Annotated in this window: 19 protein-coding genes; 12 read left to right on the top strand and 7 right to left on the bottom strand. The window is 72.7% G+C overall.

Annotation, left to right across the window (positions count from 1 at the left end; all coding sequences use genetic code 11):
• Positions 1-5: 5 nt before the first annotated feature.
• The 3 genes from ACWEJ6_RS09625 to ACWEJ6_RS09615 all read right to left on the bottom strand — a co-directional run bounded on the left by ACWEJ6_RS09625 (position 6) and on the right by ACWEJ6_RS09615 (position 1,977).
• Positions 6-869, bottom strand: a complete 864-nt coding sequence (locus tag ACWEJ6_RS09625; protein WP_452422692.1) for a pyridoxamine 5'-phosphate oxidase family protein — start codon at positions 867-869, stop codon at positions 6-8.
• Positions 870-1,313, bottom strand: a complete 444-nt coding sequence (locus tag ACWEJ6_RS09620) for a VOC family protein (RefSeq protein WP_364329419.1) — start codon at positions 1,311-1,313, stop codon at positions 870-872.
• Between the two features lie 88 nt (positions 1,314-1,401).
• Positions 1,402-1,977 carry a CGNR zinc finger domain-containing protein gene (locus ACWEJ6_RS09615; RefSeq protein WP_452422689.1) on the bottom strand — a complete coding sequence of 192 codons (576 nt, stop codon included), beginning with the start codon at positions 1,975-1,977 and terminating at the stop codon, positions 1,402-1,404.
• A 98-nt stretch (positions 1,978-2,075) separates the two neighbouring features.
• On the opposite strand from ACWEJ6_RS09615, the gene ACWEJ6_RS09610 reads away from it, so the two are divergent.
• Positions 2,076-2,705 carry a TetR/AcrR family transcriptional regulator gene (locus tag ACWEJ6_RS09610; protein WP_387663470.1) on the top strand — a complete coding sequence of 210 codons (630 nt, stop codon included), beginning with the start codon at positions 2,076-2,078 and terminating at the stop codon, positions 2,703-2,705.
• On the top strand, positions 2,702-4,183 hold the full coding sequence (locus tag ACWEJ6_RS09605; RefSeq protein ID WP_452422687.1) for an FAD-dependent monooxygenase: 1,482 nt from the start codon (positions 2,702-2,704) through the stop codon (positions 4,181-4,183). Before ACWEJ6_RS09610 ends, ACWEJ6_RS09605 begins: the two co-directional genes overlap by 4 nt.
• On the opposite strand, the gene ACWEJ6_RS09600 is transcribed toward ACWEJ6_RS09605, so the two are convergent.
• Positions 4,142-4,756, bottom strand: coding sequence for a TetR/AcrR family transcriptional regulator (locus ACWEJ6_RS09600; protein ID WP_358284086.1), 615 nt, complete (start codon positions 4,754-4,756; stop codon positions 4,142-4,144). The two genes, ACWEJ6_RS09605 and ACWEJ6_RS09600, sit on opposite strands and share 42 nt — an antisense overlap.
• A gap of 38 nt (positions 4,757-4,794) precedes the next feature.
• Between ACWEJ6_RS09600 and ACWEJ6_RS09595 the strand changes: the two genes are divergently transcribed.
• Both ACWEJ6_RS09595 and ACWEJ6_RS09590 read left to right on the top strand, forming a co-directional pair.
• Positions 4,795-5,244: a hypothetical protein gene (locus ACWEJ6_RS09595; protein ID WP_452422685.1), complete on the top strand. Its 450-nt coding sequence runs from the start codon at positions 4,795-4,797 to the stop codon at positions 5,242-5,244.
• Between the two features lie 38 nt (positions 5,245-5,282).
• Entirely contained in the window at positions 5,283-6,047 is a 765-nt protein-coding gene (locus ACWEJ6_RS09590; RefSeq protein WP_352357888.1) for a class II aldolase/adducin family protein, read from the top strand.
• A 6-nt stretch (positions 6,048-6,053) separates the two neighbouring features.
• On the opposite strand, the gene ACWEJ6_RS09585 is transcribed toward ACWEJ6_RS09590, so the two are convergent.
• Positions 6,054-7,004, bottom strand: a complete 951-nt coding sequence (locus ACWEJ6_RS09585; RefSeq protein WP_387663476.1) for a GlxA family transcriptional regulator — start codon at positions 7,002-7,004, stop codon at positions 6,054-6,056.
• A gap of 71 nt (positions 7,005-7,075) precedes the next feature.
• On the opposite strand from ACWEJ6_RS09585, the gene ACWEJ6_RS09580 reads away from it, so the two are divergent.
• Together ACWEJ6_RS09580 and ACWEJ6_RS09575 are read left to right on the top strand one after the other, a co-directional pair.
• A complete protein-coding gene (locus ACWEJ6_RS09580; RefSeq protein WP_452422682.1) occupies positions 7,076-8,344 on the top strand; it encodes an MFS transporter in 1,269 nt (422 codons plus the stop codon).
• Entirely contained in the window at positions 8,344-9,012 is a 669-nt protein-coding gene (locus tag ACWEJ6_RS09575) for a peptidyl-tRNA hydrolase (RefSeq protein ID WP_452422680.1), read from the top strand. Before ACWEJ6_RS09580 ends, ACWEJ6_RS09575 begins: the two co-directional genes overlap by 1 nt.
• Here ACWEJ6_RS09575 and ACWEJ6_RS09570 read toward each other — a convergent pair.
• A complete protein-coding gene (locus ACWEJ6_RS09570) occupies positions 9,002-9,967 on the bottom strand; it encodes a DUF3616 domain-containing protein (protein ID WP_452422678.1) in 966 nt (321 codons plus the stop codon). The two genes, ACWEJ6_RS09575 and ACWEJ6_RS09570, sit on opposite strands and share 11 nt — an antisense overlap.
• A gap of 170 nt (positions 9,968-10,137) precedes the next feature.
• On the opposite strand from ACWEJ6_RS09570, the gene ACWEJ6_RS09565 reads away from it, so the two are divergent.
• From ACWEJ6_RS09565 to ACWEJ6_RS09540, 6 genes are all read left to right on the top strand, one after another.
• A complete protein-coding gene (locus ACWEJ6_RS09565; RefSeq protein ID WP_452422676.1) occupies positions 10,138-10,938 on the top strand; it encodes a hypothetical protein in 801 nt (266 codons plus the stop codon).
• A gap of 37 nt (positions 10,939-10,975) precedes the next feature.
• Positions 10,976-12,895 (top strand): ATP-dependent zinc metalloprotease FtsH, encoded by a 1,920-nt coding sequence (gene ftsH / locus ACWEJ6_RS09560; RefSeq protein WP_358284106.1) that lies wholly within the window; start codon positions 10,976-10,978, stop codon positions 12,893-12,895.
• Positions 12,896-12,996: 101 nt separating this feature from the next.
• Positions 12,997-13,587 carry a DUF937 domain-containing protein gene (locus tag ACWEJ6_RS09555; protein ID WP_387663487.1) on the top strand — a complete coding sequence of 197 codons (591 nt, stop codon included), beginning with the start codon at positions 12,997-12,999 and terminating at the stop codon, positions 13,585-13,587.
• 28 nt (positions 13,588-13,615) lie between these two features.
• Positions 13,616-14,197, top strand: a complete 582-nt coding sequence (locus ACWEJ6_RS09550; protein ID WP_352327805.1) for a Maf family protein — start codon at positions 13,616-13,618, stop codon at positions 14,195-14,197.
• 10 nt (positions 14,198-14,207) lie between these two features.
• The gene (locus ACWEJ6_RS09545) at positions 14,208-14,975 is read left to right on the top strand and encodes an EI24 domain-containing protein (RefSeq protein WP_452422673.1); all 768 of its coding nucleotides are present in this window, start codon (positions 14,208-14,210) and stop codon (positions 14,973-14,975) included.
• A 308-nt stretch (positions 14,976-15,283) separates the two neighbouring features.
• Positions 15,284-16,387, top strand: coding sequence for a DUF4192 domain-containing protein (locus ACWEJ6_RS09540; RefSeq protein WP_452422671.1), 1,104 nt, complete (start codon positions 15,284-15,286; stop codon positions 16,385-16,387).
• A gap of 44 nt (positions 16,388-16,431) precedes the next feature.
• Here ACWEJ6_RS09540 and ACWEJ6_RS09535 read toward each other — a convergent pair whose 3' ends face one another.
• Positions 16,432-16,776 carry a hypothetical protein gene (locus tag ACWEJ6_RS09535; protein WP_352327808.1) on the bottom strand — a complete coding sequence of 115 codons (345 nt, stop codon included), beginning with the start codon at positions 16,774-16,776 and terminating at the stop codon, positions 16,432-16,434.

Genomic DNA, 16,776 nt, shown 5'->3' with positions numbered 1-16,776 from the left:
CGTCGTCAGCGGGTGACGGGCGGGTTGAAGCGGTGGAGTTCCGGCGGGGTCCAGCCCGCCCCGACCGTGCCGTCCACCTCCGTGTACGCGGTCAGCTCGAACCGCACCGACCGCTGCTCCGCGGCCCAGTCCACCTCCGCCCGGCCGGTCAGGTGAAGGGTCCGGCCGGCGTCCCAGTCGACGAACAGCAGCCCGGCGGCCGGGTCGAGCTCCAGGTTGCCGAGCGTCATGTACATCGAGTTGCCGACGTAGTCCGGGAACTCCAGCGACCCCGGCCCGGTCACCCGGACGAACCCCGGGTTGCCGCCCCGATGGGAGACGTCGGCCCCCAGCCCCGCGGCGCGGGTGGCGATGAAGAACGTGTCGGCCCGCTCGATCCATTCGACGTGGCCCGGCGCGAGCCGCGTCCCGCCGCCGATGACCTCCGGGACGCCGGGCGCGGCGGTGGGCTCGCGGACCTGGATGTACTTGGGGCAGTTGGAGTACACCTGCTCCGTCCAGATCACCAGGCCGCCGCCCGCCTGGACGGCGGTGCCGTTCACGCGCATCCGGCGCCGGGTGCGCGGCTCGATGGCCAGCAGCCCGATGTCGCGTTCCGCCGTGAACAGGCCGCGCAGCGGCGCCGCGGGCAGGGCGCGGACGGTGATCGTGCGGTCGTCGTCGGCGTCGGCGAACCCCGGCTGCCCGGTCAGCACGTCGGCCCACACCTGGCCGAGGTCGTCGGCCGCGCCCGCGACCAGCAGATGCTGGGCCCGCAGGAACGCGGCGGCCACCTCGGGGATCTCGGGACGGGTGCGCGAGCTGCCGAGCGCGCCCGGCGTCCGCACCCCGGCGCGGGCCTGGACGGCGATCTCCCCCGGATGTCTCATTTAGAAGAACCCGCAGGTGGGAGCGCCGGCCGTGGGAGCGGGACGGTCGCCCGCGGCGCCGGGGGCGGAGATCTCCAGCCGGATGCCGTCGGGGTCCTCGAAGAACACGCCGCCGGAGGAGGCGCCCTCGCCGTGCGGGACCACGCCGTCGTGGTGCAGCTTCGCGCCGATCTCCCTGATGACCTGCTCGGCCCTGCGCACCGCGTCGAGGTCCTCGACCTGGAAGGACAGGTGGTGCAGGCCGGGCAGGGCGGTGGGGAAGCGGCCGTCGCTCTGCTGCCAGAGCGTGACGACCAGCTTGCCGTCCTGGGCGAGGAGGGCGTAGCGGCGGCCGTCCTCGGCGGACTCGTGGGCGACGGTGAAGCCGAAGACGCGGCCGTAGAACTCCTTCGACCTGTCGAGGTCGGTGACGTTGAGCCCGACGTGCCCGGTCCGGAATGACATACGACTCTCCTCGTCTAACGGTTGCACGACTGCTTGGCCGTTAGAAATCACTATAACGGCAAAAGTGGGTCGTTGGCGTTAGAGAGGGCTATTTCTTGTGTTCCCGGTAGTGGCGCGCCGCCCGCGCGCGGTTGCCGCACGCCGGTGAGCACCACTCCTGGCGCGGGTGCTCCTTGACGAAATAGAGCACGCAGCGCGGGGCCCCGCAGGTGCGGAGCAGGACGCGGTCGGGGCCGGCCAGGAACTCCACGGCCGCGACGGCGAGCCGTCCCCGCAGGCGCGTGGACGGGTTCGCCTTGGTCGCGGGGGCCATGGTCAGCGCCGGCTCGCCGGTCCACGACAGTTGCGGGGCCGTGGGCGCGGCCAGGGCGGTGGCGTTGACCAGGGCCAGCGACTCGGCGAAACCGGGCAGGGTGGCCGCGTCCGCGGCGCTCGGCGGCTCCGGGGCGATCGCCCTGGCCAGCAGCGCCCGGACGGCCTGGCGCAGCCGTACGGTCTGCTCGCGCAACTCCTCCGTGGCGGTGAAGCCGGGCGGCAGGTCCAGGTCGGTCGCGTGCTCGCGGAGCCATTCGGTCATCGCGGCGGCGTCGCGCAGCCGGTCGACGGGCCCGGAGCGGTCGGCCCTGACCGTGCCGGCGAACTCCATGGTCAGCGTGGTGGACATCTCTCCAATCTAACGCCTGCTCGATCGTACGGCCGTTAGGTAAATATTTGCTTGTTCAGAAAGTTTGCGTGATCAGAAAAAGTGCGTACCCTGAAAGAGTGACCGGATTGAGGGAACGGAAGAAGCAGGCGACCCGCGAGGCGCTGATGGACGCGGCGCTCCGGCTGGCCCTGGAGCGGGGGCTGGAGAACGTCCGGGTGGAGGACGTCGCCGAGCTGGTCGGCGTGTCGCCGCGCACGTTCAACAACTACTTCTCCAGCAAGTACGAGGCCCTCGCCGCCCGCCACACCGACCGCGTCCGGCGGACGGTGGCCGTCCTGCGCGCCCGCCCGGCGGCCGAGCCGCTGTGGGAGGCGCTGATCGCGGCCGTCGCCGAGCCCTGGGAACACGCCTTGACCAGCCCGGGGCCGCCCGACGCCGACCGGCTGGCCCTCACCAGGCTGCTGGCCGAGGAGCCGGCGTTGCGCGCCGAGGCGCTGAAGGCGCAGTTCGCGGCCGACGGCGAGCTGGCCGCGGCCGTGGCCGAGCGCACGGGCACCGACCCGGACGAAGACCTCTACCCGCACCTGGTGGCGGCCACGGTGAGCGCCGCCGTGCAGGTGGCCGTCGGCCACTGGCTGCGCTCCGACCCGCCCGTCCCGCTGGTGCCGGTGCTGCGCGAGGCGCTGCACCGCCTGGCCGCGGGGCTGCCCGCCCCCCACCCCAGAACCGAAGGAGAGACCCCATGACCTCGACAGACGCCGCGGTCGCGGACGTCGTCATCGCCGGCGCCGGACCCAACGGCCTGATGCTGGCCTGCGAGCTCAGCCTGGCCGGAGTCCAGCCCGTCGTGCTCGAACGCCTGCCCGCCCGCAGCGGCCGGCCCAAGGCCAACGGCATCATCGGCCAGGTCGTCGGCCTGCTGCACCAGCGCGGGCTCGCCGCGGCGCCCGCGCCGGTGCCCGCGTTCGTCTTCGGCGCCATGCCGCTCGACCTGGCCGGGCTCGACGGCAACCCGCTGCGGGCGCTGCCCGTCCGGCAGCCGGAGCTGGAGGAGCTGTTCGAGCGGCGGGCCGCCGAGCTGGGCGGGCAGATCCGGCGCGGCCACGAGCTGACCGGCTTCGAGCAGGACGCCGAGGGCGTCACGCTCGCGGTGACGGGCCCCGAAGGCCCCTTCGAGCTGCGGACGCGCTACCTGGTGGGCTGCGACGGCGCCCACAGCCTGGTCAGGAAGCGGGCCGGCATCGGCTTCCCGGGGGTGAGCGCGCCCGACGTCGTCAGCCGCACGGCACACGTCACCGTGCCGGGGGCGGTCGTGCGGCCCGGCACGGCCGAGATGGAGGTGCCCGGCCACGGCACGTTCGTGCTCTACACCTGGCACCGGACCGAGCGCGGCGCGTACGCGATGCTGCCCACGGGGCCGGGCGAGCTCTCGGTCACCGCGATGGAGTGGGGCGGCGAGGTCCCCGGCGACGACGTGCCGATGACGATCGGCGAGCTGCGCGCGAGCCTGGCCCGCGTGCTCGGGGCCGACCTGCCGCTCGCCCCGCCCACCGGCGAGGGCCCCCACCTGCTCCGGCGGCTGAACGGCCGCGAGACCCGGGTGGCCGACCGCTACCGGGCGGGCCGCGTCCTGGTGGCCGGCGACGCCGCCCACGTGCACTCGGCCATGGGCGCCCCCGGGCTCAACCTCGGCCTCCAGGACGCCGCCAACCTGGCCTGGAAGCTGGCCGCCGAGCTCCAGGGCTGGGCGCCCGAGGGGCTGCTCGACACCTACGACGCCGAGCGCAGGCCCGCCGCCGAGCGGGTGGCCCTGCACTCCAGCGCCCAGCTCGCCCTGGCCGCGCCGGGCCCCGACGTGACCGCCCTGCGCACGCTGTTCGCCGAGCTGCTGGACGACGACGCCAACCGGCGGCGCGTCGCGGCGCTCATGGCGGGCTCCGACCTGCCCTACCCGACGCCCGGCAGCGGGCATCCCCTCGCCGGCCGGTTCCTGGCCGATCTGCCCGCCGAGCCCGCCTCCCGGGCCCGTCCGCTGCTGCTCGACCGCACCGGCGAGCTGCGTGTGCGGCACGAGCGGGTCGAGACGGTCACCGTGCCGTCGTGCCCGGCCGAGGCCGTGCTGGTCCGCCCCGACGGCTACGTGGCCTGGGCGGGCACGCCGGACGAGACGCTGACGCGGGCGCTAGAGACCTGGTTCGGCAAGGGTGTCGAGGTGGCGGCGTAGACAGCGGCGCATCAGGCCGGGCGTCATCCGCTCGGGGTGCAGCACGCCCTCGACCGTGAGCCCGTCGATCAGCGCGCACAGCCGTTCGGTCTCCACCTCGACGTCGGCGTCCAGGCGGCCGTGCGCGGCGATGCCCTCGATGATCCGGCCGACCAGGCGGCGCATGCCGTCGTACGCCTCGCGGGCCTGCGGCCGCAGCTCCGGCCGGGTGCGCGCGGCCGTCGTGAAGGCCAGCCAGACCGCCGCCTCCTCCAGCCGCGGCTCGTCCAGGGGCAGCAGCTCCGACAACATCTGCTCCACCAGCTCGGCCCGCTCCTCGCCGTTCCGCGCGGCGAGCAGCGGGCCGACGCGTTCCTCCAGACGCGCGCTGATCCGCTCGATCGAGGCGCGCATCGCGAAGGTCATCAGCTCGGTGTGCCCGGCGAAGTAGTGGCGGACCGAGCCGATGGCGAGCCCGGCCTCCTCCGCCACGTTCCGCAGCGACGCCTGCTCGAACCCGGCGCGGCGCACGACCCGGAACACGGCGTCGGCCACCTCGTCGCGGCGGGCCTCGGGATCCACGACTTTCGGCATGTTGTCCTTTATAGCACGGCCCTGCTAATTTATTTAGCATGGACGTGCTACTAATCGCCGCACTCGTCGTCTACTCCGTGGCCCGGCGCATGATCGGCCAGCCGCTCGTCGCCAAGGACGTGTACGCGCCGCCGGTCATCCTCATCGGCATCGGCCTCCACGGCCTGCTCGACCTGCGCCCCACCGCGCTCGACATCATGTGGCTGGCGGTCACCGCCCTGATCGGCGTCGCCTTCGGCGCCCTGCGCGCGGCCACCACGCAGGTCTTCCCCAGGGAGGGCGTGCTCTGGCAGCGCTACACCTGGCGGACGCTGGTCGTGTGGGTCGTGACGTTCGCGATCAGCTTCGGCGTGGGCGCGCTGGCGCTGGCCACCGGCATGCACGAGGAGGTTCGCTCGATCCCGCTGTCGATCGGCGTCGGCCTGCTCGGCGAGGCCCTGGTGATCCTGGCCAGGTCGCGGACGGCGGGCGTGCCGTTCAGGCGTTAGTCTGCGGTCAGAACAACATTCTGTGCACGAGGAGAGCCATGCCGGACAACCTCATCTTCCGCCTGCCGCCGACGTTCGAGACGATCGAGGAGGAGCGGCGGCACCGCAAGGAACGCCTCGCGGCGGCGCTGCGCATCTTCGGCAGGTTCGGGTTCGAGGAGGGCGTGGCCGGGCACATCACCGCCCGCGACCCCGAGCTGAGCGACCACTTCTGGGTCAACCCGTTCGGCATGTCGTTCAAGCACGTCAGGGTCAGCGACCTCATCCTGGTCAACCACGAGGGCCAGGTCGTCGAGGGCCGCTACCACGTCAACGAGGCCGCCTTCGCCATCCACTCGCAGGTGCACCAGGCCCGTCCCGACGTCGTCGCGGCCGCCCACAGCCACTCGATCCACGGCCGCGCCCTGTCGGCGCTCGGCCAGACCATCGAGCCCATCACCCAGGACGCCTGCGCCTTCTACCAGGACAACGCGCTGTTCGACGACTACACGGGCGTCGTGACCGACCTGGAGGAGGGCAAGCGCATCGCCGCGACGCTGGGCGGCAACAAGGCCCTCGTGCTGCGCAACCACGGTCTGCTGACCGTCGGCGACACGGTCGACGCGGCCGCCTGGTGGTTCATCACCATGGAACGCTCGGCCCAGGTGCAGCTCCTGGCCAAGGCCGCCGGGCAGGTCGTGCCCATCGAGCCCGACAACGCCGCGCTCACCCACCAGCAGATCGGCAACGACCTGGTCGGCTGGATCAACTACCAGCCGCTGCACGACCAGATCGTGCGCGAGCAGCCCGACCTGTTCGAGTAGGGGCTCTCAGGAGCTGCGGAAGGTGTGCCGGTAGGTCAGCGGCGCGACGCCGACGGCCGCGTGCAGGTGCTGCCGGAGCGAGACCGCCGTGCCGAAGCCGGAGCGCCTGGCCACCTCCTCCACGCCGAGGTCGGTGGTCTCCAGCAGCCGCCTGGCGTGGCGGACGCGGTGGCCGGACAGCCATTTGGCGGGGCTCATCCCGGTCTCCTCGCGAAAGCGCCTGGTGAAGGTGCGCACGCTCATCCTGGCGTGGGCGGCCAGCACGGCCAGGTCGAGCGGGGCGTCGAGGTGGGCCAGCATCCAGTCGCGGGTCGCGGCGGTGCCGCCGGCGCCGTCGTGCGGCAGGGGGCGCTCGATGTACTGCGCCTGGCCGCCGTCCCGCCAGGGCGGCATCACGCAGCGGCGGGCGGTCCGGTTGGCCACCTCGGTGCCGTGGTCGCGCTTGATCACGTACAGGCACAGGTCGAGGCCCGCCGCGACGCCGGCCGAGGTCAGCACGTCGCCGTCGTCCACGAAGAGCACGTCGGGGTCCAGCTTGACCTGGGGGAACAGGGCGGCGAACCGGGCCGCCTCGCGCCAGTGCGTGGTGGCCGGACGGCCGTCCAGCAGGCCCGCCGCGGCCAGCACGAACGCGCCCGTGCAGATCGACATGACCCGCGGCCGGTTTTGCAGGGCCGCGCGCAGGGTGGCGGTGATCGTGCCGTCCTTCATCGCCCGTCCCGCGTGGATGCCGGGGACCAGCACCGTGTCGGCCGTGTCCAGCACGTCGAGGTCGTGGTCGGGCAGCACGGTGTAACCGGCCGTGCAGCGGACCGGCTCGCGGTCGGGAGAGCAGGTCACGACCTCGTAGAGCTTCTCGCCGTCCGGCGTCTCGGCCGACTCGAAGACCTGGCCGGGCACGCCGAGGTCGAGCGGGGCGAAGTGGTTCAGCACGACGACCGCGACACGATGGGCCATGGCCCGATTCTTGCACATATTGGCTTTCGGGCCACTCGCGCCGTCAAAATGCGATGAATCAGGATTGGCGCATGACGTTGAGCACCACCCCCGCCCCCACGCGGACCCGCCGGATCCACCGCGCCTGGTGGGTCGCGGCCGTGGCCTTCGTGGCCATCCTCGGCGCGGCCGGCTTCCGCGCCACCCCCGGCGTGCTGATCACCCCGCTGCACGACGAGTTCGGCTGGAGCACGGGCACGATCTCGCTGGCCGTGTCGATCAACCTGGTGCTCTACGGGATGACCGCGCCCTTCGCCGCCGCGCTGATGGACCGCTTCGGCATGCGCCGCGTGGTGTCGCTGGCCCTGCTGCTGGTCGCGGTGGGCAGCGGGCTCACCGTGGTCATGACGGCGAGCTGGCACCTGCTGCTGTTCTGGGGCGTGTTCATCGGGCTCGGCACCGGGTCGATGGCGCTGGTGTTCGCCGCCACGGTGACCGACCGCTGGTTCGTCCGGCACCGGGGGCTGGTCACCGGCATCCTGACCGCGGCGGGCGCGACGGGGCAGCTCATCTTCCTGCCCGTGCTGGCCTGGCTCGCCGAGGGACCGGGCTGGCGGGTGGCCTCCCTGACGGTGGCGGGCGCCGCGCTCGCGGTGGTGCCGTTCGTCTGGTGGTTGCTGCGCGACCACCCCGAGGAGGTGGGCACGACGGCGCTCGGCGCCGAGGCGGGCGCCGTACGGACCCGGCCGGCCGGCGGGAACGCGGCGGCGCGGGCGCTGACGGTGCTGCGCTCGGCCGCGCGCACGCGGCCCTTCTGGTTCCTCGCCGGCGGCTTCGCGATCTGCGGCATGAGCACGAACGGCCTGGTCGGCACGCACTTCATCCCCGCCGCGCACGACCACGGCATGGCCGAGCCGGTCGCCGCCGGCCTGCTCGCGATCATCGGGATCTTCGACATCGCCGGGACGGTCGCCTCCGGCTGGCTCAGCGACAAGGTCAACCCCAAGCTGCTGCTCGGCGTCTACTACGGCCTGCGCGGCCTGTCGCTGATGCTGCTGCCCGGCCTGTTCGCGGCCACCACCGAGCCCAGCATGCTGATCTTCATCGTGTTCTACGGCCTGGACTGGGTGGCCACCGTGCCCCCGACCGTCGCCCTGTGCCGCCAGATCTACGGCCAGGACGGCGCGGTCGTGTTCGGCTGGGTGTTCGCCTCGCACCAGGTGGGCGCCGCCGTCGCCGCCGTGGGCGCCGGCCTGACCCGCGACCACCTCGGCGCCTACGACCTGGCCTGGTACGCCGCCGGCGCCCTCTGCCTCCTGGCCGCGGGAATGTCCCTGGCCATCCGGCATGCTAGACGGTGATGAACGAGACCGAACTGATGGTCCTCCCCCTCGTGGTCAGGATCGAGAGGGCCGCTCCCCCCGAGCGCACCGACGCGCTGGAGGCCGCCGCCATGGCCGTGCTGAGCCTGCTGGACGACCCGGGGGAGTGGGCCGCCGAGCTGCACGCCTGGCAGTCCACCGGCAAGATCCGCAAGGTGGTGCGGCGCGCCAGGGGCGCCGAGTGGCGCAGGGCCGCCGCGCTCCCCGGCCGCACGGTCGAGCACCGCACGGCGGAGGTGCGGGTGCACCCGCCCGTCCCGCTCGACGCCTGGCCCAAGGACCTGGCCCGGCTCCAGGTGGGCGGCACGGAGCTGAGCGACGCCGCCGAGCCCGGCGACCCGCCCGCCGGCCCGCCGGTCCTGTGGGAGAACCCCGTGCTGACCATGTCGGCGGGCAAGGCCATGGCCCAGGCCGGGCATGCCGCGCAGCTCGCCTGGTGGGCCAGTGACGAGGCCGAGCGGGCCGCCTGGCGGGCGGACGGCCTGGCCGTCTCCGTGCGCGCCGCGCCCGGCAGCGACGACTTCGACGCCAAGGTGGCCGCCGGGCTGCCCGTGGTGCGCGACGCCGGGTTCACCGAGATCGAGCCGGGTTCGTGCACGTTCGTCGCCGAGGCGCCCTGGCTCCTGGGACGGGTCGCTAGATCGTGAAGACGTCGGCCAGCACGCCGCCCGCCGGGGTGATCCGGGCGGGCGACGGGCTGTCGTAGACGACCATGAGCCGGCCGTCGGGCAGCACGGCCAGGCCCTCCGGATGGTCGTCGCCGACGCCGTAGGGCAGCTCCAGGACCGTTTCCAGGTCGTGCGCGGGCACCAGCCCGCCGCCCTGCCGCTCCCGCCAGCGCACGACCCGGACCGGGCCGTCCAGGCTCATCGTGGGCCCGGTGAGCAGCAGCAGGTCGCCGCCGTGCGGGCACATGTCCCGCACGCCCAGCCCGCCGAGGTCGAGGAAGTGCTTGCGGTACGGCCCGTCGAGCCGTAACCGGCCGCCGCCGTCGTCCACGGGACGGATCTCCAGCACCACCGCCCAGCCGCGCAGCACCGGCCCGCGCAGCCCCAGGTAGACCCGCTCGCCCACGACCGCGATGCCCTCGATGTCGAGCCCGTTGTCCTTGCCCGGCAGCGCCAGGAACGGCGCCAGATGGCGGTCGCCGGACAGCATGGCGGCGACGTTGCGCTCGCCGGACAGGATCGCGCCGGGCAGCGGACGCTCGCCGGTCGCGTCCAGCGGCAGGCGGACCAGGATGAACCGGTTCTCCTCGCGGACGACCGTGCCCAGCCGCCTGATCGACTTCTCCGGGCTGCCCGGCTTGGCCTTGCGGCGCTTGAGGCTGTGCGAGCCGACCGCCCACAGATGGCCGTCGGTCCTGGCCAGGCCCTCGATGTCGGCCTCGTCGAAGCGTCCGGCGGGCAGGTCCACGTAGTCGGCCAGGAAGAAGGAGCGCTCGTCGCCGAAGTGGTCGCCGGTCCAGGTGAGCCGCTCGACGGTGGCGGTCTCGTCGCCGGCCACCCACAGTCCCGACGGCTCCCACCTGACCGCGGAGAGATTCGTGTGCGTCTGGGCGAACCGGGAGTCCTCGCCGAACCGCAGTTCCACCTGTTCCACCCCGCCATGATTGCACTTCGGTCGCTTCACACACGCAATGGCGGGATATGTCGTACGCTCCCGTCGTGCTCCATGGGGAAGATGAGACCGAGGGTTCACGAGTGAGAACCACAGACCGCCCTGCGAACCCTGTTTCACCGCCCAGGCGCTCCCGCATCGGCGATGTCCGGATGCGGTCGATATATCGGGGGCTCGCCGTCGTGGCGGCCGTGGCGGTCGGCGCCACGGTGATCGTCCTGGCGCTCCCGTCCGGGCCGGACGAGGTCGTGGCGGGGCCGGTAACCGCGCCGCCGGCCGCACCCGCCTCGTCCGCACCCGCCTCGTCCGCGGCGGCCCCCACGCCGTCGGCCACCCCCACGCCGACGTCCTCCCTCACGCCGACGTCCGCTCTCACGCCGACCCCGACGCCGTCGCCGGGCTCCTCGCTCGCGCCCGGCTACACCGCCATGCAGGCCCTGTACGCCGACCCGCGGGTGCCCCGCCTGACCGGCCGCGTCAAGCGGATGGCCCTGCCCCGGCCGGCCAGACGGCTGGTGAAGGACCGGCGCACCGGCCTGGCCGTGCCCCGGCTGGGCAAGCCGTGGAAGACGCACGGGGCGGCGCCGTTCACCAGCAAGCAGGTGCTGCCGGCGGTGCGCGGCGGCAGGCTGCGCGGCATGCTGGTGACCTGCCCGCTGCCGATCATGGAGCAGAAGTCGCCGCGCGACACGGCGCTGCTGGCCGCGCGCTGGACGCTCAACCACCACCCCAAGGGCTCCAAGATCAGCTGGCTCGCCTCACAACGCGTCAAAACCGGATGGATGCTCGTATACCGCGTCAAATACGGCAAACATTCCTCCCGGGCGGCCGTCGTGGTGATGGACGGGGGAATGAGCAAGCCAGGACTTGCGTTCGTCACAGTGCCTGACTCGCAGAGGAAGCGTTGGCGTGATATTGGCCGCGTGGTCTCAGGAGTGCGTGTTCTAGGCTAGAAAGATCATGTATGCGGCGATGTGGGGGAGTGACGCCGTGGAACGCTCTGGACCGCCGCAGGCACCGAACAAGGGCAAGGTCAAGCCGCCCTGGCGCTCGGAGGGCCTGCCCGGTTCGCCAGGCGGGCGGCCGAAGATCAACTGGTGGCGCTTCGTCGTCACCCTGCTCGTGGTGTACGCGGGCTTCTTCGTCGTCTCCTCCCTGGTCGACAACAACTCGGTCGAGACGATCTCCTACACCGAGTTCACCAAGCAGGTCGAGGCGAAGAACGTCAAGGACATCTACGCCCAGGGGCTGTCGGTCGAAGGCGACCTGAGAAGCGCGGCCAAGAACCCCGAGAGCAACGAGTCCTACACCAAGTTCCAGACCGAGATCCCCGCCTTCGCCAACACCGACCAGCTCGACCAGCAGCTCAAGTCGGCCCAGGTGGAGACCACGTCCAAGCCGCTGACCCGCGGCTTCTTCTCCAACCTGCTGCTGTCGCTGCTGCCCGTGCTGCTGCTGGCCGGCCTGTGGATCTGGATCATGCGCCGCGGCGCCAGCATGATGGGCGGCGGCCTGAGCGGGCTCGGCAAGTCCAAGGCCGCCAAGCCGGTCGAGGCCCACAAGGTGCGCGTCACGTTCGACGACGTCGCCGGCATCGACGAGGTGGAGAACGAGCTCGTCGAGGTCGTCGACTACCTGAAGGACCCCGGCAAGTACCGCCGGCTGGGCGCCAAGCTGCCCAAGGGCGTGCTGCTCGCCGGCCCTCCCGGCACCGGCAAGACGCTGCTGGCCAGGGCCGTGGCGGGCGAGGCCAAGGTGCCGTACTTCTCGGCCAGCGCCTCCGAGTTCATCGAGATGATCGTCGGCGTGGGCGCCTCGCGCGTCCGCGACCTGTTCGAGGAGGCCCGCAAGGTCGCGCCCTCGATCGTGTTCATCGACGAGATCGACGCCATCGGACGGGCCCGCGGCGGCGCGGGCGGCATCGGCGGCCACGACGAGCGCGAGCAGACGCTGAACCAGATCCTCACCGAGATGGACGGCTTCTCCGGCGCCGAGGGCGTGATCGTCATCGGGGCCACCAACCGGCCCGAGATCCTCGACCCGGCGCTGCTCCGTCCCGGGCGCTTCGACCGTACGGTGCAGGTGGGCCTGCCCGACGCGGCAGGACGCACCGCCATCCTGGAGGTCCACTCGCGCGGCGTGCCGCTCGACGGCGAGGTCAGCCTCGACCGCATCGCCAAGACCACCCCCGGCATGACCGGCGCCGACCTGGCCAACCTGGTCAACGAGGCCGCACTCCTCGCCGCCAAGCGCGGCAAGGAGAAGGTCGACATGTCCGACTTCGCGGACGCGCTGGAGAAGCTCCAGCTCGGCGCCGCCCGCAGCATCGTGATGCCGGAGGAGGAGCGCACCCGCACCGCCTTCCACGAGGCCGGGCACGCCCTGCTCGGCATGCTCCAGCCCGGCGCCGACCCGGTCAGGAAGATCTCGATCATCCCCCGCGGCCGGGCGCTCGGCGTCACGCTGTCCACCCCCGACACCGACCGCTACGCCTACGACGAGCCGTACCTGCGCGGGCGCATCACCGGCGCGCTCGGCGGCATGGCGGCCGAGCAGGTCGTCTACGGCATCATCACCACCGGCGCCGAGAACGACCTCGAACAGGTCACCATGATCGCGCGCGGCATGGTGGGCCGCTGGGGCATGTCGGAGAAGATCGGCCCGCTGACCATCCTGCCCAACGACGGCTCCTCGCCGCAGGCGTCGCCGGCCACGCTGGCCACCGTCGACGAGGAGGCGCGGCGCATCGTGGACGAGTGCTACGAGCGCGCCGTCCAGGTGCTCACCGAGAACCGCGAACGGCTCGACGGCATCGTGGCGGCCCTGCTCGAACACGAGACGCTCGACGAGGCGAGCGCGTACGCCGCCGCCGGCCTGGCCAGCGGCAGCAAGCAGCCCGCCCTCGACTGAGCCCCGCGGGAGACCCGCCTTTCCCGAGACTTAGGGGAACCCCGGCCTTGCCTCGATCACGGCCGGGGAACGTCTCCCGCGACTCGGATCGGGGGACTGCCTTGACACTGAATGACGAGCTTCTCACCCAGCTCGGCGACTCAGGCGTAGACCAGATCGCCGGCATGCTCGGCACCGACACGGCCACGGCGCGCAAGGTCGTCGAGGCCGTGGCCGGCACCGTCATCGGCGGCATGGCCCGCAACGCCGAGCACCCCGACGGCGCCGAGGCCCTGCGCGGCGCCCTCGACGACCACGTCGACGCCGACCCCTTCAACGGCGACGTGGCCTCCCTGACCCGCGACGGCCACAGCATCCTCGGCCACGTCCTCGGCGGCCAGGGCACCGAACGGGCCGCGGCCGGGCTCTCGCAACTGGCCGGCGTCAGCTCCGGCACCATCATGCGGCTGCTCCCGCTGGTCGCCCCCATGGTCATGTCCCTCCTGGCCGGCCGCGCCGCCAAGGCCAACATGGACGCCTCCGCCCTGGCCGCCGACCTGCGCGAGGAGCACGCCTCGCTGCCCGGCGGCCTCGGCCACCTGCTCGACGGCCTGCTGAGCGGCATCTTCGGCGGCGCCGTCCCGGCCCAGGGCGGACCGTACGACCCGGCCGACCGGCAGCCCGCGAGGGGCACCCCCAACCACGACTGGTGACCGCGCGGGCCTTCGGTAAGCTGGGACGGTGATCGTTCTGGCCTCTGCCTCGCCCACCCGCCTCACCGTTCTGCGCAACGCCGGCCTCGACCCCAAGGTGATCGTCTCCGGGGTCGACGAGGACGCCTTCTCCGCGCACTCGCCGGCGGCGCTCAGCCTCGTCCTGGCCAAGGCCAAGGCGCAGGCCGTCGCGAGCGGGCTGGAGGAGGGGCTGGTCATCGGCTGCGACTCGATCCTCGAACTCGACGGCCGCCCCTACGGCAAGCCCGGCACCCCCGAGGAGGCCGTCGAGCGCTGGCGCATCATGCGCGGGCGCACCGGCCGCCTGGTGACCGGCCACTGCGTGATCGACGTGCCGGCCGGCCGGCAGGCGGCGCAGGTGGCCACCACCGTGGTGCGCTTCGGCCAGCCGTCGGAGGAGGAGATCGCCGCCTACGTCGCCACCGGCGAGCCGCTCGGCCTGGCCGGCGGGTTCAGCATCGAGGGGCGCGGCGGCTGGTTCGTCGAGGGCATCGAGGGCGACCACGGCAACGTGCTCGGGGTGTCCCTGCCGCTGCTGCGCGAGCTGTTCGACGAGCTGGGTTACGCGGTCACGTCGTTCTGGCGCTAGCCTGCCGGGCATGCGATCTCTGCGCGACTTCGCCGCCGGCGTCGGCTTCTTCTTCCAGGGTCTCGGATGGGTGTCGCGGCACGGCCGGTGGTGGCTGTTCGGGCTGATCCCGGCGGTGATCGCGTTCGCCGTCTACGTGGCGGCGCTGATCCTGCTCGGCACCCACGCGCGCGACGTGGCCGAGTTCTTCACCCCCTTCGCCGACTCGTGGAGCTGGGCCGACCTGTTCCGCACGCTGGTCGGCATCGCGATCTTCCTCGGCGGGCTGGCGCTGGCGGTGCTGACGTTCACGGCGCTGACGCTGGCGATCGGCGAGCCGTTCTACGAACGGCTCTCGGCCGAGGCCGACCCGCTGCCCGGCGCGGTGGAGCAGCCGTGGTGGCGTACGCTGCCCCGCTCGATCAGGGACAGCCTGATCACCCTGTTCTACGTGCTGCTGTTCACCGTGCCGCTGTTCTTCCTGGGGTTCGTGCCGGTGATCGGCCAGACGGTGGTGCCCGTGGTCGGCGCCTTCGTCTCCGGGTTCTTCCTGACGGTCGAGCTGACCACGCTGGCCCTCGAAAGGCGGGGGGTTGCCAGGAAGGAACGGTTCGCGCTGCTGCGCCGGAACATGGCGACCACGCTGGGGTTCGGGGTGGTGGGGTTCCTGCTGTTCCTGGTGCCGTTCGTGGCGGTGGTGGCCATGCCGGCCGCGGTGGCCGGCGCCGCCCTCCTCGTACGCGCCCGCACAACCCCCACCCCACCCCCCGACCCCACCCACGTGACCCCACCGGCATAACCCACCCGCGCGATACCACCGGCGTGACCTCCCACCCGCGCCCCCACCCACGTGATCCAACCGGCGTGCCCCCACCCGCGTGATCCCAGCGGCCTGACTCCCACCCGCGTAACCCCCCCCACTGGCGTGACCCCCACAGACGTGACCCCCCCACCCGCCTGATCCCCGTCTCCGGCTTCGCCGCCTGACCTGCCGGTTTGTTCCATTCGTGCGAGGTCGTCCACAGGGTGGGCCGTCGGGGCGCTCGTCATCCACAGAACCGCGCTCGGGCGTTCGCGAGGCGTGCCTCCCCGGCACCCTTGACGCTCATGACGACCAACGCCCCGGCCCCCTGCCTCACGCTCACCAGTCCGGCCGACATCCTGGCCGCCGTCCCCTACCTGGTCGGCTTCCACCCCCACGACAGCCTGGTCGTGGTCGGCCTCCACCGGGGCCAGGCCAAGGTGGCCGCGCGGTGGGACCTCCCGTTCCCCCGGGGCACCCTCGCCCCCCTCCCCGGCCTGCTGTCCCGTGAAGGCGTCACCGAACTGGTCATCGTCGGCTACGGCAGAGGCGACACGGTCACACCCGCCGTCGACGAGGCCAGGCGGCTCGCCGCCGCATCGGAGATCCGCGTGGGCGAGGCGCTCCGCGCCCACGAAGGCCGCTACTGGTCCTACGTCTGCGACCTGCCCCGGTGCTGCCCGCCCGAAGGCACCCCGTACGACCCGACCACCAGCCAGATCGCCGCCGAGGCCACCGTGCGCGGCCTGGTCGCCCTCCCCGACCGCCGCAGTCTCGAACGCACGATCGCCCCCGCCGCCGGCCCGGTCCGCATGGCGATGCGCCAGGCCACCGCCACCGCCGTCGCCGAGGTCCGCGCCCGCCTGGTGGCCGCCCCTGACCTGGACACCTTCGCCCGCGGCTACGTCGCCGAGGCGCTCGCCGAAGTCCGCGCGACTCTGACCGCCCCCGGCGACGGCCTCCGCCTCGACGACATCGCAGCCGCCCGCCTGGGCCTGGCCCTGACCGTGATCAGAGTCCGCGACGAAGCCTGGACCATGATGCGCGAGGCCCATTTGCCTCTGTGGAAAGACCTCACCCGCCGCCTGGAGCCCCGCTTCGTCCCGCCGGCCGCCTCCCTGCTGGCCATGGCGGCCTGGCGTACGGGCGACAACATCCTGGCCACCATCGCCCTCGAACGCGCCCTCACCACCGACCCCCACTACTCGATGGCCAATCTCCTGATGCACGCCCTGCAGAGCCTGCTCTCACCCGCCGTCGTCCGAGACCGCCTGCCCAGCCCCGCCGAGCTCGACACCGCCATGGGGCCGGCCAACGGCGGCTGGCTGATCCCCATGCTCGGCCTGCTCGACGACGTCCCGCCCCCGCCGGGGCCCGACCGGCACCGGGGGCCGGGCGGGAGCGCATGAAGAAAGGGTGCCGGTGGCCTCCACCAGCACCCTTTCCGCCGGAACTACAGGCTGCCTTCTTCGCGGCGCCGGCGCTCGTTGTAAGCACGCATCCGAGGGGGATAGCCCGTCAGCTGCACGTCGTACACCGGTAACGCCAGATCTCGGGCCACCTTGTGGATCACCGCGGGCGACCCGACCCTGCGCCTGGTCCACTCGCCGTCGTCGGCCACCGCCACAGCGGTCGTGTCGGTGGCGAACGTCTCAGGCTCGACGTAGAACTCGACGCCACGCCGCGAACGTGCGAAGGCGATGAGCGCTTCGATGTCGGCATCGGTCGCCTCGCGGTCGAACCGCGCGATCTTCTGCCCGCGCAGCCGACGGATACCGTAGCGGTCTCGCCATCTCAT

It is taken from the genome of Nonomuraea sp. NPDC004702 (assembly GCF_053601695.1).
The sequence above is the reverse complement of the archived record's forward strand: the minus strand, read 5'-3'. Positions and strand labels throughout refer to the sequence as shown.

Excerpts from the sequence above, each read along its gene's own strand:
- ACWEJ6_RS09625 (WP_452422692.1), bottom strand. The coding sequence starts at position 869 with ATGAGACATCCGGGGGAGATCGCCGTCCAGGCCCGCGCCGGGGTGCGG.
- ACWEJ6_RS09620 (WP_364329419.1), bottom strand. The coding sequence starts at position 1,313 with ATGTCATTCCGGACCGGGCACGTCGGGCTCAACGTCACCGACCTCGAC.
- ACWEJ6_RS09615 (WP_452422689.1), bottom strand. The coding sequence starts at position 1,977 with ATGTCCACCACGCTGACCATGGAGTTCGCCGGCACGGTCAGGGCCGAC.
- ACWEJ6_RS09605 (WP_452422687.1), top strand. The coding sequence starts at position 2,702 with ATGACCTCGACAGACGCCGCGGTCGCGGACGTCGTCATCGCCGGCGCC.
- ACWEJ6_RS09600 (WP_358284086.1), bottom strand. The coding sequence starts at position 4,756 with ATGCCGAAAGTCGTGGATCCCGAGGCCCGCCGCGACGAGGTGGCCGAC.
- ACWEJ6_RS09595 (WP_452422685.1), top strand. The coding sequence starts at position 4,795 with ATGGACGTGCTACTAATCGCCGCACTCGTCGTCTACTCCGTGGCCCGG.
- ACWEJ6_RS09590 (WP_352357888.1), top strand. The coding sequence starts at position 5,283 with ATGCCGGACAACCTCATCTTCCGCCTGCCGCCGACGTTCGAGACGATC.
- ACWEJ6_RS09585 (WP_387663476.1), bottom strand. The coding sequence starts at position 7,004 with ATGGCCCATCGTGTCGCGGTCGTCGTGCTGAACCACTTCGCCCCGCTC.
- ACWEJ6_RS09580 (WP_452422682.1), top strand. The coding sequence starts at position 7,076 with ATGACGTTGAGCACCACCCCCGCCCCCACGCGGACCCGCCGGATCCAC.
- ACWEJ6_RS09575 (WP_452422680.1), top strand. The coding sequence starts at position 8,344 with ATGAACGAGACCGAACTGATGGTCCTCCCCCTCGTGGTCAGGATCGAG.
- ACWEJ6_RS09565 (WP_452422676.1), top strand. The coding sequence starts at position 10,138 with ATGCGGTCGATATATCGGGGGCTCGCCGTCGTGGCGGCCGTGGCGGTC.
- ACWEJ6_RS09545 (WP_452422673.1), top strand. The coding sequence starts at position 14,208 with ATGCGATCTCTGCGCGACTTCGCCGCCGGCGTCGGCTTCTTCTTCCAG.
- ACWEJ6_RS09540 (WP_452422671.1), top strand. The coding sequence starts at position 15,284 with ATGACGACCAACGCCCCGGCCCCCTGCCTCACGCTCACCAGTCCGGCC.
- ACWEJ6_RS09535 (WP_352327808.1), bottom strand. The coding sequence starts at position 16,776 with ATGAGATGGCGAGACCGCTACGGTATCCGTCGGCTGCGCGGGCAGAAG.